The sequence below is a fragment of the Dysgonomonas sp. GY75 genome (assembly GCF_015234155.1).
GTDB classification, from domain to species: Bacteria; Bacteroidota; Bacteroidia; order Bacteroidales; family Dysgonomonadaceae; genus Dysgonomonas; species Dysgonomonas gadei.
This window is the reverse complement of sequence record NZ_JADCLQ010000002.1, coordinates 60,303-81,153: the sequence shown is the minus strand read 5'-3', so window position 1 is coordinate 81,153 and position 20,851 is coordinate 60,303. Positions and strand designations below refer to the sequence as shown.

Below are 20,851 nucleotides of genomic sequence, written 5' to 3'. Positions count from 1 at the left end.
AATTTAGAGTTCAACATTACTTTCCTGCCCTGTGATCCAGTCCGTTACCGATACCTCTATGCCCACGGCGGAGAGTCGTACCTCAATAATAATACGGATACTGCGGGCGGTAAACCCGTTGAAGACATCCGTCAGGGAGACCGTTTCTGAGAAAGTACCGCCACCGGTAGTTTGCAGTACAACCTCCAGCAGGTTGTCTATGCTGCCTGCTGCCTGCTTACCGGGATTGACCCCGAATACATTCAGTGCGGAAGAAAACAGGTTCTCTTTTTCCATATTCCTGATTGAAGTAAAAGCCAGCCATGCGGCGGATTCCAGCTCATCGAGCTGCTTGAAACCGTAGCGGTAGGCTATACCGGATAGCTGCCCGCCGATGGCGCTGACTTCCATATCCGTACTGCCTGTAACCATGAAATCGATATAGACCCGGCGTACAGCCGGCCTTAACACGGGCTCACAGACTGCCGTTTCAAATGGAATTACCCTCAAGTCCGTATTGGCGGTATAAAACGCCGGAGCCTGGATGGTATATATCCTGCCGTTCTTTTCGTAAGTTTCCAGTTCCGCTATGGCCGTATTTGGGCAATCCATACCGGAATAGCTTATGCCGGCCAGGTCATGGGAGTTAAAAGCCAGCGCCTTATAGCTTACTGCCGGTACATCCTTTAGCAGTGTATCGGATGCTATGCGGTAGCTGTAATTCTGCTGTGGGGATAACAGGTATATATCTGTCAGCAGAGGCTTGGCTTTCCCTCCGTCCATTGCCGTCCAGTCCGGTTTTATCTCCGCATCGCCATAGTAGGTACAGTCCTCCGGGAAGTCGACCAGGCTGCAGGCTGCCAATAGCAGACAGCAGGCGGAAAGGATCGTTATTTTTAAAATTCGTATCATAATTCCTTGGTTTTTGGTGGGTTAATCCTCAATTTTAATCAGCCTGTATATCTCCGGATCGAGCCTGCCCCGCCATTGCTTCGTGGGGTCGAGTTCCACCGAGCGCCGGTAGCGGCCGGCGGCTTCCTGCGTCTTGCCCAGCCGTGAGGCCAGGATTGCCAGCATGTATTCGCCGTTTGACGTTTCGGGTTCGTTTACCAGGATATTGTATGCCGCCTGGTCGTAACCCAGGCTCATCAGGCAGATCGCCGTATTATAATCGTTATGCTCATGCAATTTCGGGAGGGCTTCTGCATACCTGCGTTTCTTGAGCAGTTCCATGCCTCTTGCATACACCGTATCGGGCTGCGTGGTATGGATGGTATCCTTTACCATACCCCTGCGGTGCATATGGAAAGTAAATTCCACGGTCCGCAACTGTGGGTAAAGCTTTTCACGTATATACCTGTATTCGGCCGGGTATCCCTGCCGGAGCGCAGCTTCCTTTTTGTCGGGATGTGCACCCGATGCTATTATATCGAGGATCGCCTGTTTATTGGCGATGCCCTGCGAATCCCTGACCAGTACATAAAGGCCGTCCCAGTCCTCCCCTTTGGAATAAGGTTTTAATGCGGAGGCGGCGCTACCGATTCCGGCAAGTTCCCCCTTCAGGTACTTCCCGATAGATTCGGCCCGCCTTTTGGACAGCAGCATATTCGATGAAAAGCTGCCTTCGGGCGAACAGCCGGCGGACAGGGAGATGCTGTCCAGGACAAATTCACCCGTGCCTGTCAGCTTATCCAGCATATCCCGGACTTTGTCCAGTTCCCTGCTGTTTCTGGCCAAGCCTGCATCCACATCATACTTCCCTGTAGCAAATGTGATATTGGCCTTTAGGGAAGATATGGCTTTGCGTTCGACTACCTTGCGCATATACCGTGGAGTGGCATCCAGGAATTCGACCATGGACGATACGGCATATTCCAGCGTATCGGAGCGGGGCAGCAGAAAACTATAGTCAGAGGTGGTCACCACATAGCCGTCCAGGTATACCTGCATCCTGCGGCCGCTTTCGCTTGCCTGAACCTGCTGGCTGTAGTAATACTCGAATTTTCCCTTGTTATAGATAACCGTATCGAGCCTTGCGTTGTCATTCCTGGGGAATTTTACCATTTGGGCGAAAGCGATATGCTTATCGTCCCTAAGCCTTTGGTTTTTGGCGATCCGTCCGTTATCCATGAACATTTTCTTCAGGAACACCGAGTCGGAGGCCGTTACCTGCCGGTAATCGCTCTCAAAACCATCGGTATACTTCCCTTCAAGGTATTCCCCCCGCGTATATTTGCGGACAAAGTCCCTTTCCATGTTGAACATCGGCAGCCCGGAGATCAGCCGTTTAAGGCCTTTATCCGGCCATCCGATCCACTGGCGGTTGCGGTGCATCTTCCGGTTGAAATGGTCATAGCGCCTGCCCAGCTTTTGCTTGTATTTTATAAAGTTCAGCCAGTCCAGCGAGTCCTTGCGTACGCGGCGCAGTTCGGAGCGGTTGTGCTCGGCTATATATCGGCGCCAGGCCCCTGTTTTAAGGAAACGGGCGTCAAAGAGGCTGTCCGGGACGATCCGGGAGAGGTACCTGTTATATTTGGCGTATCCCTTCTGCCGCAGCTCGTCGAACTCGTGGCCGGAGATCACCAGGCTTTCCAGTTCCCGGATGCCGTCCTGCCCGTTCAGGCGGGGCGTCAGGTTCAGTTGCCATTTGCTGTTGATCAGTTCTTCGGGCACCGAGACAATGAAATCCACATCCACCATGCCCAGGCGTTCAGGTACACTCTTCATTTTAGCCGTTACGGTCACCTCCCGCAACTGTACCGATAACTGCCTGTTGCCGGCGGTATCCTTCTCCGTCTGCACATAGGTGGTGATGTTGCCATGCCGGTCTTTCATGTCGATGACCGACGGGCGTGTCCCGTTTGCCGGTACGGTATCCTCCCGGCCGGCTTCCTGTGCGGCCGTCTGCGGCAGGAAAATATTGGCGCGTGCGCCCTGTACCTGGTATTGTACCCCGCAGGAAGACAGCAGGGAGGCTATAAGCAGCGCCAATGCGCAGAACAGGTAAACAAAAGGGTATGTTAATATCCGTGTATTCATAACCGTATACATTTAGAATAGATAAATAAATGAGAGGGCGGTCTTGCCCGGCATGGCCAGCCAGCGGGAGTAATCCCCTTTGCGCTGTCCGCACCTTTCACATTCGTATTTTGTGTAATCCGCCCGGACAAGGGAGATACCCCCTTCGATCTCCAGGTTCCAGCCCGGGGCCAACATCCGGGCGTAGCCTATACTTATGCCCATGCCGTAGGCCTGCCCTTGATAGCGGCTATCCTTCCATGTGATATGGTATTCCGAGGCGACGGCGTTTACCCCGGTAAACCCGCCCACATAGGATTCCCGCAGCCAGTAGCGCACTCCCGGCAGCAGGGTGAGGTTTTGAAACTTTTTGTTATCCTTGAAAACAAAAGGGTTGTAGTACACCGGCAGGTGCAGTGACCATTTGCGGTCTAATGTCATGCTTACCTCCGCATTGATGGTCCCCGTTCCCGCAGCCGGGATATTCACCCCCAGCGAATAGGACTGGGCGTGTCCCGCAGCGGTGTATAGAAGGAGCAGGGATAGCAATATATATTTATAACGCGTCATTTTATTTGGCTTTTAAATTGGTTAATTCGGGTTGAATATTGTGCCCGGGTACATGGCCATATCGATGGCCATGCGCACCAGCAGGAGGTTCCCGCACAGGCGCAGGGCATTCATTCGGTGGTCATATTCAATAAAAATGGCGTAGGAGTCCAGCACGAAGTAGCATATGCCGTTATGTGTCCTGACAGGATAGGGTATTCCCCGGTCCCCGGGCAGCCCGCCCGTATCCGTGAGTGAAGCGTAATAACCGCCACCCTTTTTGCTGACCGACAGGCAGATACCCAACTCCTTGCTGTGCCAGAGCCCGCATATATCGGCAGGTCTGGCGCCGTCCTCCTGCCTGCGGCGCTTATCATTCATCTCTTTAAGCAGGCTCAGCAGTTCTCCGATCATGCCGCTTTGCAGGGCCAGTATGCCCAACAGCGGCTTTATATGGTTTTTCTTTTTAAATAATCCGAACATTTTGTTTCTTTTTTAGCGTGAATACTCTTATTGTTTTTTAGTGCTGCGTTTGCTTTCCGCCAGCCGTTTGATGGCCATCCGGGTATCCCCTCCGAGTTTTTCCGCCAGGCGCAGCACTTCTATTTTCTCGGTCTCCTCGGTGGTGTAGCACAGGTACTCTTCAGCGCTGACCTCTGTGGCGTATACAGCCGATTGTACCCCGCCCAAGCCGATCCATACCTCCTTATACAGGCGCGAGGGGTCGTTGTCCATGTTGATGGACAGGATCTGCGCCCTTTCCTTGTCTGTCAGGCCCAGCATGGCCTGTATGGCGTCGAACTTGTTCATATACTTGCGCTGGTCGAGCAGTATCTTACAGTCCGAGTTGTTGATAATGGACTCCTTTACAACCGGGGAAGAGATAATATCATCCACTTCTTGTGTTACTACGATTGCCTCACCGAAGTATTTTCGGACGGTTTTGAACAGGTACTTTAAATAGGATGCCATTCCCTCTCTGGACAAGGCTTTCCAGCATTCTTCGATCAATATGAGCTTGCGGATGCCTTTTAGCCGGCGCATCTTGCCCAGGAAGGCTTCCATGATGATGATGGTGACCACCGGCAGCAGTATCTTATGTTCTGCGATATTGTCGAGTTCGAAGACGATAAAGCGCTTGGAGAGCAGGTCCAGCTGCTTGTCGGAGTTGAGCAGGAAGTCGTATTCCCCTCCTTTATAATAGGGTTCCAGCACGTTCAGGAAATTATAGATATCAAAATCCTTTTCCCTGTTCCGTTTACGCTCCAGTATTTCCATATACTCCCCGAAGATGAATTCGTAGAACGTGTTGAACGAAGGCGCTACCGAGGTGTCCTGCCTGATTTTGTCTATATACAGGTTCACCGCGTTGGACAGGGCTACTTCCTCAGCCCTTGTGGGAGCTTCATCCTCACGTTTCCAGAGTGTCAGCAGCAGGGTCTTGATGCTTTCCTTCTTTTCGATGTCGAAGACCCCGTCTTCGGTATAGAAGGGATTGAACGCGATCGGTTCCTTTTCGGTGTAGGTGAAATAGATTCCGTCCTGTCCCTTTGCTTTCTGGTTGATCAGGTTGCACAGGCCCTGGTAGGAGTTTCCCGTGTCCACCAGCAGGACGTGCGCCCCCTGTTCGTAATACTGGCGTACCAGGTGGTTGGTAAAGAAGGATTTTCCGCTGCCCGATGGCCCCAGGATGAATTTGTTGCGGTTGGTGATGATCCCCTTTCTCATCGGCAGGTCCGAAATATCCAGGTGCAGTGGCTTTCCCGAGACGCGGTCCACCATCTTAATACCGAATGGAGAAGGGGATGAGCGGTAATTGGTCTCCCCGATAAAGAAGCACAGGGCCTGTTCCAGGAAGGTATAGAAGGACTCTTCGGCAGGGAAGTCCGCCTGGTTTCCCGGGATGCCCGCCCAGAAGAGGGCGGGTGTATCCACGGTGTTATGGCGGGGCTTGCATTCCATGAGCGCCAGTTGGGAGCCCACATCGTTTTTGATGCGCGATAGCTCCTGCCTGTCATCACTCCAGGCGATTACATTGACATGGCAGCGCACGGAGGTCAGCCCGTAGGAGTGGGCCTCATTGAGGTAATCCTCCGTCCACTCGCGGTTGATCTGGTTGGCGCGGCTGTAACGTGATAGTGAAAGCATGTTGCGTGCCGATTTTTCAAAGCGGCGCAGGTTCTCCTCGTGGTCGTCTATAAAGATGTATTGGTTGACGATATGGTTGCAGGAGAGCAACACGCCTATGGGCGCGGCAAAGGACAGGCGGCAGTCGCTGCGGTCGGTGGACAGCCGCTCATAGCGGATATCCGTTTCCACGGCTGCGGGCAGGTCATCTACATCGGAAAGGGTATGCAGGCATAAGAGCTTGTCGCCTATCTTCATTTCCCCGGCCTGGAGGTCCATGTCCTGCAGGCAGGTGGTATCCGTCTGGGAGAGGCAAAGGTATTTCTCGACGATGCCTGGGGTTTTATCCGTTCCCACAATATCGTCCGCGCCCAACCTTTCCAGGCGTATAAATCCCGAATCGCCCAAGATGCGCTCGAACTGTGCGGCAGCTTCCATAAAGCGGCGCGCGGTCTCCGTATCCTGTATTTCTTTGGGCACAAGGAATCCCCGGCAGAGGGTATTGAAATTGCTCTGGCGGCGCATCCTTTCCTTCGTTGTTTTTGTCAGCAACAGGTAACAGGTATGTTCCAGGAAGGGGCGTTCGTTGAAATGGCGTTCGAAGGAGCGTGACAGGAAGGCGCTATCCTGGTTATCCATATCCGGGCGGTATCTCTCCTCTGTAAACCAGTCCTGTTTCAGTACTACAGTGTAGTCGGGCAGCACCTTGATGGCTTTGAGCCATGCCCCGTGGATGGCTTCGTATTCGGAGGCGGTGACCGAAAACAGTTCCGGCAGTTCCACGCGGTAAGCGACCGTCAGGTCGGCGTCCTTGGATATGATACATCCGTCCTCGACGGCCAGCAGGGGGAACTTGCTTTCCAGGGTGGCGGCTTTTAAGGTATTCCTCATCGGCGGCCTCCTTTCCTGAACAAGCGTCCGGTCCGCAGCCGGCTGATGATATAGCGCGGATGGCTTTTACCGGCCAGCAGCTTCATCAGCCCGTGCTGCCCGTATTTATCGTTAAGCCTGAAGGTGAGCCATACCAGCATCAGTGCCAGCGTCACCCCCAATCCGATACATATCCACTGGCCTACCCCCGCCATGTACAGGATCACAAACAGGATAAATACCCCCAGCAACCCTCCCGCGAAGATGAACAGGTACTGGGCTTTAAGCCCTTTGAACTCGGCGGGCTTTCCGATCCCTTTATTGATTGAATATTCTGCCATAATAGTCGTTTTTAGTTGATAACCTAAACAATACTGAACTTAAAAAACGGATCAGAGGAAGAAGGAGCGCAGGATGGTGGCCGCTACGATCAGGAAGATGCAGGCTCCGAACCAGGAGGCGGCTGTCTTGGAAGTATCCGGATCTCCCGAGCTGAACTTTGAGTACACTTTTACCCCTCCGATCAGCCCCACAACCGCGCCAATAGCGTATATCAGTTTTGTTGCCGGCTCGAAATACGAGGTGACCATCTGTGTGGCGTCGGTGATGCCCTGCGAGCCGTTCCCCTGGGCAAAAGCGCCTAAGGCGGCAAGCAGCATAAGAGAAAGAAGAATGATTTTTTTCATCGCAAATAATGTTTTAGTTAGACAAAAAAATGAATTGCGATATCAAAAATATGCGAATAATATATTGGTATTCAAACCTGTCGGCATTTGTCGCGTCCAGGCATCATTTGTCGTATTTTTTTTAAAACAGAGCTATCGCAGGCATTCATCAGGTATTCCCGTATCGGTTTATTCTGTTCCGAATTAAGTACGCCCTGACTGGTAATAAAGGCGATAATTCCACCTTCTCTGGCGGCTTGAACACTCTTTACGAAACACTTAACCTTACAGGTATTCCAACAATCAGGGAAATAACCCGCAAAGAATATATCAGAACAAGACAATGAATAAAAAGAAAATAAATAATGCCGGAAGCTTTCTTTCCCTTCAGGCAAAGGTATTTCCATGTTCTAAACACCCCAGAAAGGTTATGCCCTTTGGGTTTGCGAAAAAATCATCCTCGCTTTGCTCCGGTATTTTTCCGTCAAAACCTTGCCGTGGCTAAACATGGACCTCTTGCAGCCTGAAAGAAAAGAAAGTCCGGTATCACCTGATGTAAGGACCATGTTAAATAAAAAAATAATGATATGAAAACAATCGTCAGTGATGAGTTAAAATCACGATTAAGCCATGCAGCCGAAAATGGTAGTGTAATAGCATCTGCTTTACTTGCAGAATTAAAATCCGGCAAAGATGTATCGGAAGTTATCCGGGGTTCAGCAAACTATTTCTCAACCAAGAGAAAGAAAACTACTTATGATAATTATAATTCGATTAAAATTGTATTCACTGCTTGTACGAAAGATATCACTAATAAAAATTTCCCGGACAGGCTGAATCCACAAGCTCCCTGGTTTCCTGAGAACCGTACCGATATCGATCCGTCCACATTTATCGGATATTTCAAAAATCTTCCGGAATATACATCCAAAGACTTCGACTTTTTTTCCAGTGCTATTTGTCTGGACAGTAAGGTAAATATTAAAATCTATGATAAAATGAACGATTTCATAGATGCTTATAAGGGAGAGAATTATTCCCCTATTGTACAACATGGTGAAACCACACTCCACAACTCCTGTATGCGCAGTGAAGAAGTAGCACGGAATGCTGCCGATTTCTATTACAACTTTGCCGGTGCAAAGATCATTGTAGCAAAAGACTCAGCCAATAACATTCTGGGACGTGCCATTGTATGGCCAAACGTAATATGGTCAAAGGAGGAAGAAGAACAAAGCATTTCCGTTCTGGACAGAGTTTACTTCACCCATACTTTCATTTTACAGAAGATTTATGAGTATGCACAAAGTATAACCATACACCTAAGAAAAAAAATCAATGATTATGAGCATTCACGCTCATTTATTGTATTAAATCCTATTGAAAAGTTTGGAACTATTCCCGATATGATATTACTCCGCCCCAGTTCTTCCTCCAACTCTTGGATGTAGGAGAGGTTCTTGCCCCTTTCCTCCAGGAGTTGCCTGACAAGTATATTGTCGGGTATCTTATGCACACCGAAGAGTTCGTCTGATTTATTCATTTGGATCCGGGTGTTTTTTCTGCCTGCTACCCTGTTGCTGTCTGTTTGCATATTGAGCCTTAATAACTGCATTAATATTTTCTTCTCTAAATGTAATTGGTTTTGATTACAAAAATCTATCATTTCAGGAAGCTCGTCCTCTCCCCGATATTCATATCCATTTGTTCGTCTATCAAAAATCAAAAATATAATTTCTCACGTCAGTTTTTATATGTTTATGGATTATTCAGGCAGAATATTTGAAATAGCCAATGTCCAAAGATGGGCGTAACACAAAGAAGCTGGGTTTATACTTCGCTTTTTCAGTTATTTATTATTTAATGACATTCAGTCTTGGATTAACATATTTCCCAGCTTCACTGTCAAGCAAATTCAGCCATTGCATATACATTTCTTCCGGCATTTGTCGATATCCCCATTCATAGAGTTGTATATATGCCGATTCCATTTGTGCATACATTTCTTTTATCCTGGGATCTGTAAAGAGCGCCTCCGGCTTTTTCAGCTTTCTGGCTTTCATCAGCGAATGGATGTAATGCTTTTGCGCTTCGGCTTTGGTCAGCATGGCGTTTGCATTGGATGGGTGATACTGTAAGACCGTATTGCAGCATTTCACAACGAAATGGGGATTGTCCTTCCCGTATTTATGCTGGTATCCCAAAGCCAGGTCCAGCAAGCAATTAGCTACAGCCTGTCTGTCGCTAAGAGCATCCATGTATAGGCCGTTGCGTATAGCATCAATCGTTACATAGCCCGAAGCCATAATCCATGCGTCGATAGGGAATGTCCCGTTTGTCAGTTCCGTATTGTACCAGCCTGTTTTTTCGGAAAAGAGTTTGATATAAATATGATTGGGTGCAAAAGCCAAGTTACAGGGTATATTTAATTCGTCTGCAAGAATCTTGTATAGGTAGGGTAATGAATGACAGTTGCCTTTTCCTGTTTTCAATAATTTGGACATAAACATTTTCGACCAGTCCTTTTTTCCCAACGGGTCGTCAAAATCATATGTATGAGGTTTATGTATGAAATAGTGCATAGAATCGAGGGGAATAAGGACAGTATCTGTCAGGACTTTAAATATGGCGGCATGCTTTACGATTACATCCCTGTCTTTTTGGGTATAGGTAATTAACTCGGAATGGGAGATATTTTCTATCAGGCTTAATAATATCCCGTATTTTTGGTTTAACGTATCAGTTTCCAATGACCCGCCATAATAGGCATCTTCCGTGATGAAAACAGCATCTTTGAAACTTAGGGGAATACTATCTGTCAGCATACCGTTTATATAATCATATGATTGCCGGAAAATATCATGACCGGATAAATTATTTTCCTGACTTTCTATTGTAATGCTATTCAACAATAACCCCGTTGCTATAAGAAGTATTTTAATTTTCATTTAGTCGTTCTATATTTTTTATACGAAACTTAATCTCGCTATTCATCTTTGTAATTAGTATGTTTACCTTCTCCGACAATCATGCCCGGAAAGTGAAGATTATCCATTCTAAAATCGGCTCCATAATCTATCCCTCCATACCACTTATAATTTGTTCCTTTTAATGGAGGCGTAAAATTTACAAAACCATTTTTTTTATTTTCGTTTATCCATTTCTTATATATTTTGAAAACTTTCTTAATCTCTTTTTGGTTGTTGTTAATTTCTTTATTTGTTTTAATATTGACCAATACAGGATAAGGGCAATAAGCAAGCGAAGTCTCACTCATTGTCAGCAAAGTAATTATAAAAAGAGCCTCTGTTTGCATTGAATATGAAATAGTCTTCGGGCGAGAAGTATCAGGCTTAATAAAGCCATATCGCATAACTTTTGTACCGCTTAAATCCGTATCATTTTCGTATCCCAATAATTCTTCTAATATTTTTATTTTTTCATCATTGGTATATTTATCAAAAATTCCATTCCAATAATAGGAGCAACCTATATAGATTATTGATTTTAGATTGAAAATCGCAGATGTATCAACAGGTGATTCAGGTGTTTTCAATCCAATGAAATAACTCGTTGTGTCACTGCCATAATTTATAGGCCTATCACAACTTTCTATTACTTTTGCTGTAAACTGTCCTTGATTGGCTATTTCTGCAATCTTGTCCCGATAAAAATTCCCGCTATTCCTAATATTCTGACCATAAAAAGTTATTGAATAGAATAATAATAAAAATATAGGAATCAATATTATCTTTCTTTGTTTCATATTTTATCTCCTTTTTCGGAAGTATGCTGTTGTTTGTGTATTGCCATGTCCGTTAAAGTTTTTCAATTGATGATAAGGTACCCCTGTGCGAATTTTACCAATATCATCTTTATCGCGAAATGTTCCTAATCCGATTCCGTCTACCCTTGCAGAGTGATACCATTCTCCATAGGTCCCATGAGCGACATTCCTCCCATCCTGGACTAATCCGACCTGTGCATTAAGGGGGTCACTGACCTGTGTATATCCATCTCCTTTGAGTACTGCATTAACAGCTGTCGGACTCATTATAAATTGACCGTCAGCAAATGCAAGGCCATGACAATTAGACATTATGTCAATTCCTAATTGACCTTGTAAAGCTGTGTTTCCCATTAGTTCCACAGTTTCTCCCTTAGAATTAACAAAACTTGCACCCGTAACTTGTTGTACTTCTATTGGTGTTCCATCATCAGCATAAATTGTTACATATTGATAATTCATTGTGATATTTCTTCCTGTACCGTCCTGAAAATCAATAAACCGCTTATTTTGGTTTTCATCAATTTTATCTATTGGATTATATATGATATTACCCACAGAATCCCTAGCCAGCCGTCCGTCGGGGTCAACAAACCGCAGGGGGTTATTCATTGCATATACATACGGCGACCAACTATAGTTCTCTTCACAGAGTGGATCGACCGAAATAAAGCGGCTTGTTATTTCAGCCTGGTAAGCAAATCCTGTTGTATCCGGCTCCAGGAACTCGACAACTTTTTTAGTCCAGATATTGATCCGTACCGTACCTACCTGTGTTATATCTTCGTTGTAAAACGTTTCCTTGTACTTGCCCTTACTCAAGGTAAGCACTTCTCCTTTAACCCCGTATTTTTTGAATGGGTTCTCCTGTGCCTGTGAGACAAAGCCAACAGTAAACAGAATAATTAAAAACAATATTGTCCGTTTCATATTCATTAGATTATTTGATTAACCGGATTATATTCCTGTATCTTATATCGTGTTCCCTTCTTTCTTTCTCCTCATTTACAGAGTTAAGCCATTTTTCATATATTTCGGGCGGCATTTCAGCAAAGCCCATTTCATCTATTTTCCTATAATAGCTGTTGCGTTCTACCAGCAATTCATAGATGCGCGGGTAATACGTTTTCAATATATCCACCGGAGGCCAGCCTGCCTGCTCGGCCGTATATTCAAATCGGGCGGAATGGTAATTGGATTTTAACGCAAGGGCTGAGATATTTCCGGGTGCATATGCCAGGACGGAATCCGCACATTGGATAACAAAGCCGTCATAGTCGTACTTATGTGTATACCCCCCTGCGAGGTCAGCCAGGCAAAGGGCTATCACCTGCTTTCGGGTTTGCGGTTCCATGTATATATGGTGCTTTAGGGCTGCCGAATTGATAAAACCCGATCCGGTGACAAAAGCGTCAGAAGTTATTCTCCCGTTTGTCAGTTCAAGGTTATGCCAGTCATTGCGTTTGTCTTTGAATTTGATATACGAATGGTGGGGCGAGAATGCTAAATTGGCATCCGCTCCGGTAGCCTCACAAAGTATAAGGTATAGCAGCGGCATGGAATGGCATTGCCCGGTATGTGCTGTCAGCAGCTTGGTAACAAACAGCTTTGATCGGTCTTCCCTTCCCCAATAATCCTTAAAATCGTATTGCATGGGAAAGGACGTGGAAGGTTTTTCCTGTCCCGGCAGCTTGACACTCAGGGTATCTGCCATCACACGGTACAGCATGATGTTTTTTACCATCGGGTCATTCCAGTTATAGCCGTCTTGTATTGCTTTCGATCTGGCTATTATAGCCATCTCCAGAATCCTGTTTTCGTACATTCTCTTGTCAAGCTGCCCTTCGAAGTAGGCATTTTCAACCATAAAGACAGCTTCTTTCAGGTTCATGGGTTTTTTCCCATTCAGCATATCCATGAGTTTTTCTGCTGCCTGGTAAAATTGTTCCGTACCCTGCAAGCCTGCGCACGAAGGTAACTCATACTGTATGGAAGGAAAGCCTTCCGGCCGCTCATTTGTCATCCGCTGCATTTCCATACGGCGTTCAACTTCTATTCTGTCGCGCCCGTACATCTCCATCTGTTGCTGATTACGGTTGTTGAAACCCGGGAGAAAAGGTGTATTCGATGCGGTGTTAGTCCTGCTGTCAGGTTGTCCGGCGATAGCACCTGTCGACAGAGTGGCCGGCCGCGGAGTCTTTATTACCGGCAGTATTTGACCGGAAACGGCGATTACTCCGGCAAATAACAGTAAATATATTGTGGATAAATATTTACACGTCCTCATGTTTCCACGTTTAAGGTATTATATCTTTACGAAATTAATTATAATTTCCCATATATCCGTAAACAGAATAGATATATTCAGATAAGTGGTTCATGAAAATAAGCTATACCATTTCAGTTAACTTTATAAATCAAAAAAGTTTAACTTAAACGATATAGCTTATCAGGACAATACCGGATCCGCAGGAACGGTCCCGGGCTTTGCTTTTCTTTTCAGCAGATGAAGGAAAATGAAAAAAGTCTTACTCCATATATTCACTCATCTCGAATGCTTTCCGCTCTCCATCCCCGGCCTGCTCCCTGAAAGCGGCCATCATCGCCCTGGCTTTTTCGGTGTAGGCATCGTTTATGGCGATAAAGTTGAACAATCCGGTTCCGTCGATATTGTATAATACCAAGGCCGCTTCCTGTTTTTCAGTATCGGAAGGCTGCTCTTTATCCAGTATGCGTACCGTTTTGGAAAGCTCCTCGAAGCTGACTCCCGAAGAGTTGCCGGCCGGCTCTTCCCCGTTATCGCCGGGCTCAAAATCCTCCAGTTCCTCTTCTCCTACAGGTGATGTGCCGAGGCTGTACTGCCCGGGAGCATCCGCATCGGCGAATTCGTCGCCTGTTTGGGGAACCATCTTCAGCGGCTCGCTTTTGAACGGTTTAGCCTCCCGGGGGGCTTTCAATACAGGCAATCCGGTCAGGAATTCCGTCCTTGATTTGCCGACCACGCTTTCCTGCCTTTCAGGCGCCGCTTTCGCCTGCATGGCTTGTTTTGCAACGCCTGCGGCCGCCAGTTTCCTCCTGGTCAGGATATAGCCCAGGCATAGCCTGCGCTTTGCCTTTCGCATCCTGCCGGAGGCCTCGAAGGCGGCATACCCCAAATGCCTGCACACAAATAGTACCCCCTGACACACCAGTTCCGCCAGCGTGCACAACAGGAACAGCAAAAACAATCCTGCCGTTTTCATAATTCCTCCTCCTCTTCTTTGGAAAGGTCCGTTATAAAGTTCCTCCTGAGTTGGTTGATATCTTCTTTGTATTCCCTGAAATGATGCCTGAGGACATTATTGACAAATCCGGTAATGGTCAAATCCCCGGCTATCCTTAGTGTCTTTTTGAGGGAATCATAAATCTCTTCCCCCAGCAGCACTGAGGTCTGTTTATGCCTTATGTTCCTGCGTTGTACCAGGAATGTATCATAGTAATCCCCCTTTGCCTTTTTCCCCTTGCGGTCCATATCTTCCGGTTCCGGGCTGCGGGAAACTTTTTCCTTCACCCGTAAAGCCTTGCGGGACTTGTCCCTGCCGGTATCGTTGTGCTTTAGTGTTGCTGCCCTGTGCGTGCCCTTAGGTATACGCAAAAGCAATAATAAGTACGATGCGATTGTTTTCATAATTCCTCCTCCTTGTATAAGTCCGACATATAGCTTCGCCTGATTTCTGCTGTTTCCTCACTATACTCCCTGAAATGGTGACGGAGCACATTATTGACAAAACCGGCCATGGACAGGCCTTCCGTTGTTTTTAACATTTTCTTTATGGCGGAGTGGTTCCTTTCATCCAGGTTCAGGGTACTCTGCCTGCAGCCCGCTGTCTTGGGTTGTTGCAGGAAAGTTTCCCTGTAGCTGTCCTTGTCCTTAACTGTTTTTCTTTTCCGGGACGATTTGGAATTATCGGCGTTTTCATCCTTCCCATCCTTCTCTTCTTTTATCCCTTCCCCGCTATGCACTCCGGGTTCATTGCCATTTTCCACCGTCCGGCGCTGCTTTTCTTCTTTCTCCAGATACGGGGGCATATCCCCTGCGATCATCCGTTTTATGGCTACCTCGTCCACTTCGACGAATTCCCTTTCTTTTTTTTTCATAATTTATAAATTTATAATGTTAGACATTTCATGAACCAATGCTTCGATGTTGCTGTTTTTCAACAGCTTCCTGTCCGGCGGGAACAGGGTGGAGCGGAATACCGGGCTCCTGCCGGGGGAAATCTCCTTGTTGTACTTCTTGGTATCCGGCAACTGCGTTTCCAGGATCTTATAGTTCTCGGCCCGTACAATGCGGTCGAAGAAGGCGTAGAGTTCCGTACTCTCCCTTTTGTCCACTTTGTTCCAGAACAAAAATATACTCCTTAGCCTGAGCGCTTCCGGGGAAACCTGCCTATACCGTTCTACCGACATGATAAAGGCCAGGCTGCTCTGCAAGACACGCTTATCAGCGATGATGGGCACGAAAATATAGTCCAGGTTGAATATTACGTTCAGTATGCCGGCGTTGTCCACGCTGCCGGGCAGGTCGAAAAGTACCAGGTCGGGCCTAGTGTCCCCTTCGGCGGCTAATTCCCGTGCATATCCAAGAGCCCTGGCGGGTGTGCTTTCGATGATGCGGTAGGCTTTTTTGCCTGTAGCTGCGAACTGCTTCTGCAGGGCGGCCTGCAACTGTGGGTTTTGTCCTATGGTTTCGATATCGCTGTTGCGCATACGAAATACCGAATGCTGTGGAAAGTCGCAGTCGATAACGGCGACCTTCTTTTGTGTGTTGTAGTGCAGGTAGCTGGCGATGAGGGTTGTCAGGGTCGATTTGCCGACTCCCCCCTTCTGGTTGCCGACCGCAATAAAGATTGTTTCTTTTTCCATACGTCTGTTTTTTAAGTGAATACTCATTTTATGTATCATGCAATTATATATTGAACCGTATCCGGCTTTTCCGGCCTGTTGTATAAGGGAACTGTCCGCGTGTCCCGGTAGTCAGGCTGTTAGACTGTGCTATTGCCGGATACTCCGGCCGTTATACGGTGAAGTTACCGGCCGGTCAAACCATCAGGCTATACTACAGTGGCCTTATCCCATAATCCTGCCGTAGGACAGGGAGGCTGTCCCCCGAAGGAATTGCCCTGTTATCCTATTGCCGGACGGCCATGCAATCCGGTGACTTCGCGGCTCTACCATACAATCCTCCGGTTCTTTCACAGATGCACAATCCTGCCGGGTAACCCCCAGACTGTTACACCGGGCAATAGTCCTATCGCTTTACAATGCCCCTGTCAATCCTTCCGGTTGCCGGGCCGCTTTATTATCCCGCCGGCCCGTCGCCGTTTTGTCCAACCGTTTGCAAAAATGAATGATTTCTTTTAAGGTTGTACACCCCTGTCGTTATTTGTCGCCTCCTGTCGTCATTTGTCGTACCTACCGGCCTTTGAGACAAACAGTTAAGCCTGTAACTTTGCAGTGTCAGGAAAAACCCATAAAAAAACAGCAGCGATATATATGTTGCAATTACTAACAGGAGGGTATTTTTTACCCTTAAAAACAGGTATAATCATGGAAAAAACAAATAAGATGCATGGTCTCTTACTTCCGCCAATCAAAGCGGTGGCCATCCGGCGTTTCACATACCCCCGCAATACACCGATAGGGGTATTCATAATAACCCCTGTTATTAGCAAGGTGTGTTTTTGTATGACAACTACCGTTTGTCATACAAAAACGCGCCTTGCCCCAGCCTGCTGTCCGGGGCTGATTTCCTCCAAAGTCGGAAATCAGAAGAAGGTCCGTGAAGGGTCGCATCACATAATAAATGAAGTATTATGGGAAGGAAAACACTAAAAGACCCGGCCGTTTACAGGCTGAACTTCAGGCTGAATGCCTCCGACCATGCAAAAGTGATGGAGCTTTTCCGCCGCTCCGGGCAGAAGAACCTGAGCCTTTTTATCGTCTCGATGCTCCTTGGCCGTGAGATGAAGGTAGTTAAAATAGATAAGGCTGCTGCAGATTATTATATGCGCCTGACCACATTCTACCACCAGTACCAGGCTGTCGGCAACAATTACAACCAGCTGGTAAAGGCCGTCAAGACGAACTTCGGACACAAAAGGGGCCTGGCCATGCTCTACCGGGTGGAGAAAACCACCCTTGAACTGATCGCCCTGACCGATGAATTTGAACGCAGGCACCTGGATAAACACGAGCCGGAGAAGTAATATATACCTCCCACAGTATAATATTATAAAATATTTAGCTGCATATACACTATAAATAAGTGCCGGGCCGAAAGTAGTTTATATTATTCCTGCCGCTTATTATAGTTGGGAATCATATACCTGTAAGCATAGAATAATATAAACCGATTTGTAATTCATACTTATAATCGAATACACTAATTCTTAAATATATGTACCCATGATCGCTAAAATCATCCACGGCTCCTCCCTTTACGGGGTTGTATCCTATAACCAGCAGAAGGTGGATGGCGGTGTTGCCGAAGTCATCCACAGCCATAAGATGATCGTTGCCAGGGATGACCAGCCCGACGCCGGCCTTGGCAAGACCCTGCAATCCTTTGAACCTTACCTGGCAGCCAATCCCCGGATAAAAAAGCATGCGGTACATATCTCTATAAATCCCGACAGGGGCGATCCCACGGATGCGGAAACACTGCGGCGCATATCGGAAGATTACCTGCAGCAGCTGGGCTATGGCGGCCAGCCTTATATCATTTACCGCCATACGGACATCGACCGCGTCCATGTCCATATCGTAACGGTCAATATCGACGGGGATGGCGGCAGGATCAGCGACCGTTACGAGAAGCTCCGGTCGATGGACATCAGCCGCGCCCTGGAAAAGAAATACGGTCTGAAGCAGCTTAGCGGAGAGCACGATGAAGCATCGCGCCTCTACCTGCACAAAGTCGATTATAGGAAGGGGGATGTCAGGCGGCAGATCTCCAATACGGTAAAAAGCGTGCTGGATATGTACGGCTTCCGGACGCTGGGCGAATACAACGCGTTGCTGTCGCTGTTTAATATCCATGTCAAGCATGTAAGGGGTGAAGAAGAAGGCCGCCTGTATAACGGTATTATTTATTGCGCGATGGACGACAAGGGAGAGCCTGCCGGCAACCCCATTAAGTCCTCGCGGATCGGAAAGGCGGTGGGCTACGAAGCCCTTTTGAAACAGATCAGGAAAACCGAAGGACAGGTCAAATCCGGGCAAGCCGGTCCGCTCCGCAGCAAATCCGTCATCCGGGATGCGATGCTTCACAACGGTGGCAGCAAGAAGTTGTTTACTGAGGCGCTGGGGCTGCGCGGTATTGATGTTGTTTTTAGGGAAAACGAACAAGAGCGCATCTACGGGGTCACTTTTATTGATCATAACAGTCGCCTGGCTTTTAACGGCTCGCGCCTGGGCAAGGAGTTTTCGGCCAACGCCTTCCAGCAACTTTTCCATGAGGGTGCGGTCCCCGCCGGAGGCAGAAAGCCGGAGCTATCCATTCCTCAGGCGGAGACCGGAATATCCCCGTCCATTGGTTCGCCTGTAGCGGTCGATGAGATCTTCGGCACGTTCTATTTGGATAATTCAGGTTCCGACCCTCAGGAAGAGGCCTTTATGCGCAGGCTCAGGCGTAAGAAGAAAAAAGGGATGAAGCGCAGGTTATAATTTATAAAAGAATTTACAAAAAACTTTTATTATTTTTCCGTAAAATTTCCGGCGTCTCCTCTGTTTTTTATTGTTTTCCCGTAAAATATCCCTGAAATTCTGCAAAAAAAACGAAAAACCCTTCCTTTTTTACGGATTTGTCGTAAAATATAGAAAATGCAGTAGTAAAAAGTCGTAATTATCCTTTGGTGGTTATGCTGGAGGAATGTCTCCTGTTTTTTATATTGCAGGCGATAATCATATTATGGAATAAGCGGAAACGAATCCATAATCTGAAAAAATTACCCAAAATGAAAAGAATATCTTTTGCCTGCAGCCTTTTTTAGGGCTGAAACATTTTGGTCAAAAAACCTCAGGCCAAAGATATCCCAATGAAAAAGTGTATTACGGAGTTATCAGCCTTAGTAAACCCAACTAAAACCAGAATGTTATGAAAACAAAATCTGTATCCAATGAATTTTTCCGGCTTAGCAGCCTGTCCGTCACATTCGCCCATAGCGCGGCTGACCGGATTGCACATGATTGCGGTATATTCAGCCTGACTTGCCGGCTCTGGGTTGCCGGTAGTTGGATATGACCGCCCTTTAAGGCACTTCCGGCAGACCAGAGCTGAGCCTTTCTTCCAATAGGACAATATCTTCCCCGGGAATATAGCAATGGAAACTATTGAGTCCGGCAGAATATTCCCGGGGTATATGTAACTTAAAAGAAAAAAGAATCATGAATCCATCGTTAGCCGCGCAGTCCGGTATCCCGGCGGTTAATATGTGATAAATGCCTACTGATAAGCATTAAATTTAAAACATATGATATTTACCAATCAACAGCAGGGAGTTTTTGCGTTAAGGCTGTTCCGGCCTAAGCTTTATCTTCATTTTGCCCTACCGGATAGAAACAATAAGGATATTACAGTTTTAATATTCGTAAATCATTAAGCGTGATTACGGACAATTTGCGATAAAAAGCAGAAGTAAATAACAACTGCTTCTGACCGGAAAGACCAGTAATACCGGGAAATCTTCTCTGTTTGCATTTTAGCAATCAATCATTAATAAGGAATGATAAACAGCCTGTAAATTCCGGCATCATGATTAAAAAGAATAATTCACAGGATAAATGTGATTTGAACCCTCCTGTCCCAGGTTTGGAGGTACCGTATATTTCACGGCCCGGGTTTTCATCCACAGGAGCTCAATCCGGCACGATAACAGGCAGTGGCGCTGCCAAATATAACGCGGATGGCTCCATCTGCGTAACCGGAACGAAAATCTTTACCAGCCATGTGGTCAGTCCGGGTGAAGATATTGCAAATATGGTACAGTTTGACGCTGTCAGCCTGCTGCTGCCCGGCGCGGAGGGATCAAAAGCCTTATAAATGGCGGCGGCAAGGTTGTTTTAAGCGTTTATTCCTACAACAGTCCGTCTGCCCAGGGGAAAGGTAATATCCTGTACCGGTTGAGCAGCCCGGCTACCGGCATCTCTGATTTTATTGGTACACCGGAAAAGATTTCCTCGCCTTTCGGTTCGGGAGCCATCAGGCTCTTTATTTGTTCTGACGGAAGCATTTTTCATCATACATGTTCCGGTGTTTGTGGGGTTTTATAAGAACCTGTCATCTTTTCTTTCGTATAAGGTAAGGATACAATGATTTCACAACTGCATCGCCCTCTTCCGGCTAAATGCCGCTTTTAATAAAGGCATTTATTTCTTGCCCTTATGATACCAATTGGTTTTAACAGACGAAAGCAGAAGATTTGGCAAACAGGCCTTTTGCACTCTATATTTCTTTTATAAGTAATTTAATTAAAAACAAATCCATGAAAGCGAATTCAAGTAGATTCACCGATCCCAGGCTTGAGCGGATATTCAACCTGGAGGAATTGCCAGAAGTGACCCTGGCAATAACAGTAGATAACTGGAACCGTATGCTGGCCGCCTTCGATGAGGCGCCGGGGGAGAATTACTGGATTCCCGGAGATTTTATTTTCTGTGGGAGCCATTCTATCGCGGATCAGACAATATCCAATGTAGCTCTGAGAATACGGGGCAATACCAGCCGTAACCGCCCTGCCCTCCGCGGGAGCTTTGCTGGATTTAAAACAGGAAAATTCAACCAACGGAGGGGCTAATTCAACAAAAGGCCTCCTGC

26 protein-coding genes are annotated in these 20,851 nt (G+C 46.9%); 9 read left to right on the top strand and 17 right to left on the bottom strand.

What is annotated here, in order from left to right:
- Window positions 1–3 precede the first annotated feature (3 nt).
- Window positions 4–891 (bottom strand): hypothetical protein, encoded by an 888-nt coding sequence (locus IR083_RS01170; RefSeq protein ID WP_194222924.1) that lies wholly within the window; start codon window positions 889–891, stop codon window positions 4–6.
- A 21-nt stretch (window positions 892–912) separates the two neighbouring features.
- A complete protein-coding gene (locus IR083_RS01165) occupies window positions 913–2,562 on the bottom strand; it encodes a hypothetical protein (RefSeq protein ID WP_194222923.1) in 1,650 nt (549 codons plus the stop codon).
- Between the two features lie 229 nt (window positions 2,563–2,791).
- Between IR083_RS01165 and IR083_RS01160 the strand changes: the two genes are divergently transcribed.
- A complete protein-coding gene (locus tag IR083_RS01160; protein WP_194222922.1) occupies window positions 2,792–2,986 on the top strand; it encodes a hypothetical protein in 195 nt (64 codons plus the stop codon).
- A gap of 44 nt (window positions 2,987–3,030) precedes the next feature.
- Here the strand turns inward: IR083_RS01160 and IR083_RS01155 are convergent, their stop codons facing one another.
- The 6 genes from IR083_RS01155 to IR083_RS01130 form a co-directional block, all read right to left on the bottom strand.
- The gene (locus tag IR083_RS01155) at window positions 3,031–3,567 is read right to left on the bottom strand and encodes a DUF3575 domain-containing protein (RefSeq protein WP_194222921.1); all 537 of its coding nucleotides are present in this window, start codon (window positions 3,565–3,567) and stop codon (window positions 3,031–3,033) included.
- 21 nt (window positions 3,568–3,588) lie between these two features.
- Window positions 3,589–4,029, bottom strand: coding sequence for a hypothetical protein (locus IR083_RS01150; RefSeq protein WP_194222920.1), 441 nt, complete (start codon window positions 4,027–4,029; stop codon window positions 3,589–3,591).
- Window positions 4,030–4,056: 27 nt separating this feature from the next.
- Complete coding sequence (locus tag IR083_RS01145) at window positions 4,057–6,564, bottom strand: TraG family conjugative transposon ATPase (RefSeq protein ID WP_194222919.1); 2,508 nt, start codon at window positions 6,562–6,564, stop codon at window positions 4,057–4,059.
- Window positions 6,561–6,884 (bottom strand): DUF4133 domain-containing protein, encoded by a 324-nt coding sequence (locus IR083_RS01140; RefSeq protein ID WP_194222918.1) that lies wholly within the window; start codon window positions 6,882–6,884, stop codon window positions 6,561–6,563. The genes IR083_RS01145 and IR083_RS01140 overlap by 4 nt, the downstream gene beginning before the upstream one ends.
- 51 nt (window positions 6,885–6,935) lie before the next feature.
- Window positions 6,936–7,229 (bottom strand): DUF4134 domain-containing protein, encoded by a 294-nt coding sequence (locus IR083_RS01135; protein WP_194222917.1) that lies wholly within the window; start codon window positions 7,227–7,229, stop codon window positions 6,936–6,938.
- A 71-nt stretch (window positions 7,230–7,300) separates the two neighbouring features.
- Window positions 7,301–7,615, bottom strand: coding sequence for a hypothetical protein (locus IR083_RS01130; protein WP_194222916.1), 315 nt, complete (start codon window positions 7,613–7,615; stop codon window positions 7,301–7,303).
- A gap of 180 nt (window positions 7,616–7,795) precedes the next feature.
- On the opposite strand from IR083_RS01130, the gene IR083_RS01125 reads away from it, so the two are divergent.
- A complete protein-coding gene (locus tag IR083_RS01125; protein WP_194222915.1) occupies window positions 7,796–8,659 on the top strand; it encodes a hypothetical protein in 864 nt (287 codons plus the stop codon).
- A 405-nt stretch (window positions 8,660–9,064) separates the two neighbouring features.
- Here the strand turns inward: IR083_RS01125 and IR083_RS01120 are convergent, their stop codons facing one another.
- The 8 genes from IR083_RS01120 to IR083_RS01085 all read right to left on the bottom strand — a co-directional run bounded on the left by IR083_RS01120 (window position 9,065) and on the right by IR083_RS01085 (window position 15,900).
- A complete protein-coding gene (locus IR083_RS01120; RefSeq protein ID WP_194222914.1) occupies window positions 9,065–10,156 on the bottom strand; it encodes a hypothetical protein in 1,092 nt (363 codons plus the stop codon).
- Window positions 10,157–10,194: 38 nt separating this feature from the next.
- A complete protein-coding gene (locus tag IR083_RS01115; protein WP_194222913.1) occupies window positions 10,195–10,974 on the bottom strand; it encodes a hypothetical protein in 780 nt (259 codons plus the stop codon).
- Window positions 10,975–10,977: 3 nt separating this feature from the next.
- Entirely contained in the window at window positions 10,978–11,925 is a 948-nt protein-coding gene (locus IR083_RS01110) for a hypothetical protein (RefSeq protein ID WP_194222912.1), read from the bottom strand.
- A gap of 10 nt (window positions 11,926–11,935) precedes the next feature.
- On the bottom strand, window positions 11,936–13,282 hold the full coding sequence (locus IR083_RS01105) for a hypothetical protein (protein ID WP_194222911.1): 1,347 nt from the start codon (window positions 13,280–13,282) through the stop codon (window positions 11,936–11,938).
- Window positions 13,283–13,523: 241 nt separating this feature from the next.
- Entirely contained in the window at window positions 13,524–14,117 is a 594-nt protein-coding gene (locus IR083_RS01100; protein WP_194222910.1) for a hypothetical protein, read from the bottom strand.
- A gap of 116 nt (window positions 14,118–14,233) precedes the next feature.
- Window positions 14,234–14,662 (bottom strand): DUF3408 domain-containing protein, encoded by a 429-nt coding sequence (locus tag IR083_RS01095; RefSeq protein WP_194222909.1) that lies wholly within the window; start codon window positions 14,660–14,662, stop codon window positions 14,234–14,236.
- The gene (locus tag IR083_RS01090) at window positions 14,659–15,132 is read right to left on the bottom strand and encodes a DUF3408 domain-containing protein (RefSeq protein ID WP_194222908.1); all 474 of its coding nucleotides are present in this window, start codon (window positions 15,130–15,132) and stop codon (window positions 14,659–14,661) included. The genes IR083_RS01095 and IR083_RS01090 overlap by 4 nt, the downstream gene beginning before the upstream one ends.
- A gap of 3 nt (window positions 15,133–15,135) precedes the next feature.
- Window positions 15,136–15,900 carry a ParA family protein gene (locus tag IR083_RS01085; RefSeq protein WP_194222907.1) on the bottom strand — a complete coding sequence of 255 codons (765 nt, stop codon included), beginning with the start codon at window positions 15,898–15,900 and terminating at the stop codon, window positions 15,136–15,138.
- Window positions 15,901–16,098: 198 nt separating this feature from the next.
- Between IR083_RS01085 and IR083_RS01080 the strand changes: the two genes are divergently transcribed.
- The 6 genes from IR083_RS01080 (at window position 16,099) to IR083_RS01055 (ending at window position 20,077) form a co-directional block, all read left to right on the top strand.
- Window positions 16,099–16,398, top strand: coding sequence for a hypothetical protein (locus tag IR083_RS01080; RefSeq protein ID WP_194222906.1), 300 nt, complete (start codon window positions 16,099–16,101; stop codon window positions 16,396–16,398).
- 186 nt (window positions 16,399–16,584) lie between these two features.
- Entirely contained in the window at window positions 16,585–16,869 is a 285-nt protein-coding gene (locus IR083_RS01075; protein WP_194222905.1) for a hypothetical protein, read from the top strand.
- Window positions 16,851–17,243: a MobA protein gene (locus IR083_RS01070; protein ID WP_194222904.1), complete on the top strand. Its 393-nt coding sequence runs from the start codon at window positions 16,851–16,853 to the stop codon at window positions 17,241–17,243. Before IR083_RS01075 ends, IR083_RS01070 begins: the two co-directional genes overlap by 19 nt.
- Window positions 17,244–17,442: 199 nt before the next feature.
- On the top strand, window positions 17,443–18,702 hold the full coding sequence (gene mobB / locus IR083_RS01065; protein WP_194222903.1) for a conjugal transfer protein MobB: 1,260 nt from the start codon (window positions 17,443–17,445) through the stop codon (window positions 18,700–18,702).
- 430 nt (window positions 18,703–19,132) lie between these two features.
- Window positions 19,133–19,279, top strand: a complete 147-nt coding sequence (locus tag IR083_RS01060) for a hypothetical protein (RefSeq protein ID WP_194222902.1) — start codon at window positions 19,133–19,135, stop codon at window positions 19,277–19,279.
- A gap of 510 nt (window positions 19,280–19,789) precedes the next feature.
- Window positions 19,790–20,077: a hypothetical protein gene (locus tag IR083_RS01055; protein WP_194222901.1), complete on the top strand. Its 288-nt coding sequence runs from the start codon at window positions 19,790–19,792 to the stop codon at window positions 20,075–20,077.
- A 34-nt stretch (window positions 20,078–20,111) separates the two neighbouring features.
- Here IR083_RS01055 and IR083_RS01050 read toward each other — a convergent pair whose 3' ends face one another.
- Window positions 20,112–20,267, bottom strand: a complete 156-nt coding sequence (locus IR083_RS01050; RefSeq protein WP_194222900.1) for a hypothetical protein — start codon at window positions 20,265–20,267, stop codon at window positions 20,112–20,114.
- Between the two features lie 252 nt (window positions 20,268–20,519).
- Between IR083_RS01050 and IR083_RS01045 the strand changes: the two genes are divergently transcribed.
- Entirely contained in the window at window positions 20,520–20,831 is a 312-nt protein-coding gene (locus tag IR083_RS01045) for a hypothetical protein (protein WP_194222899.1), read from the top strand.
- Window positions 20,832–20,851 lie beyond the last annotated feature (20 nt).

Bases quoted from the DNA above. Each gene is read 5' to 3' on its own strand.
- IR083_RS01060 (WP_194222902.1), top strand. From the start codon at position 19,133: ATGAAAACAAAATCTGTATCCAATGAATTTTTCCGGCTTAGCAGCCTG.
- IR083_RS01130 (WP_194222916.1), bottom strand. From the start codon at position 7,615: ATGGAAATACCTTTGCCTGAAGGGAAAGAAAGCTTCCGGCATTATTTA.
- IR083_RS01055 (WP_194222901.1), top strand. From the start codon at position 19,790: ATGATTAAAAAGAATAATTCACAGGATAAATGTGATTTGAACCCTCCT.
- IR083_RS01110 (WP_194222912.1), bottom strand. From the start codon at position 11,925: ATGAAACGGACAATATTGTTTTTAATTATTCTGTTTACTGTTGGCTTT.
- IR083_RS01135 (WP_194222917.1), bottom strand. From the start codon at position 7,229: ATGAAAAAAATCATTCTTCTTTCTCTTATGCTGCTTGCCGCCTTAGGC.
- IR083_RS01090 (WP_194222908.1), bottom strand. From the start codon at position 15,132: ATGAAAAAAAAAGAAAGGGAATTCGTCGAAGTGGACGAGGTAGCCATA.
- IR083_RS01115 (WP_194222913.1), bottom strand. From the start codon at position 10,974: ATGAAACAAAGAAAGATAATATTGATTCCTATATTTTTATTATTATTC.
- IR083_RS01125 (WP_194222915.1), top strand. From the start codon at position 7,796: ATGAAAACAATCGTCAGTGATGAGTTAAAATCACGATTAAGCCATGCA.
- IR083_RS01050 (WP_194222900.1), bottom strand. From the start codon at position 20,267: ATGCTTCCGTCAGAACAAATAAAGAGCCTGATGGCTCCCGAACCGAAA.
- IR083_RS01150 (WP_194222920.1), bottom strand. From the start codon at position 4,029: ATGTTCGGATTATTTAAAAAGAAAAACCATATAAAGCCGCTGTTGGGC.
- IR083_RS01095 (WP_194222909.1), bottom strand. From the start codon at position 14,662: ATGAAAACAATCGCATCGTACTTATTATTGCTTTTGCGTATACCTAAG.
- IR083_RS01085 (WP_194222907.1), bottom strand. From the start codon at position 15,900: ATGGAAAAAGAAACAATCTTTATTGCGGTCGGCAACCAGAAGGGGGGA.
- IR083_RS01070 (WP_194222904.1), top strand. From the start codon at position 16,851: ATGGGAAGGAAAACACTAAAAGACCCGGCCGTTTACAGGCTGAACTTC.
- IR083_RS01105 (WP_194222911.1), bottom strand. From the start codon at position 13,282: ATGAGGACGTGTAAATATTTATCCACAATATATTTACTGTTATTTGCC.
- IR083_RS01140 (WP_194222918.1), bottom strand. From the start codon at position 6,884: ATGGCAGAATATTCAATCAATAAAGGGATCGGAAAGCCCGCCGAGTTC.
- mobB (WP_194222903.1), top strand. From the start codon at position 17,443: ATGATCGCTAAAATCATCCACGGCTCCTCCCTTTACGGGGTTGTATCC.
- IR083_RS01100 (WP_194222910.1), bottom strand. From the start codon at position 14,117: ATGCGAAAGGCAAAGCGCAGGCTATGCCTGGGCTATATCCTGACCAGG.
- IR083_RS01045 (WP_194222899.1), top strand. From the start codon at position 20,520: ATGAAAGCGAATTCAAGTAGATTCACCGATCCCAGGCTTGAGCGGATA.
- IR083_RS01155 (WP_194222921.1), bottom strand. From the start codon at position 3,567: ATGACGCGTTATAAATATATATTGCTATCCCTGCTCCTTCTATACACC.
- IR083_RS01120 (WP_194222914.1), bottom strand. From the start codon at position 10,156: ATGAAAATTAAAATACTTCTTATAGCAACGGGGTTATTGTTGAATAGC.
- IR083_RS01075 (WP_194222905.1), top strand. From the start codon at position 16,585: ATGGAAAAAACAAATAAGATGCATGGTCTCTTACTTCCGCCAATCAAA.
- IR083_RS01170 (WP_194222924.1), bottom strand. From the start codon at position 891: ATGATACGAATTTTAAAAATAACGATCCTTTCCGCCTGCTGTCTGCTA.
- IR083_RS01145 (WP_194222919.1), bottom strand. From the start codon at position 6,564: ATGAGGAATACCTTAAAAGCCGCCACCCTGGAAAGCAAGTTCCCCCTG.
- IR083_RS01160 (WP_194222922.1), top strand. From the start codon at position 2,792: ATGTTGCCATGCCGGTCTTTCATGTCGATGACCGACGGGCGTGTCCCG.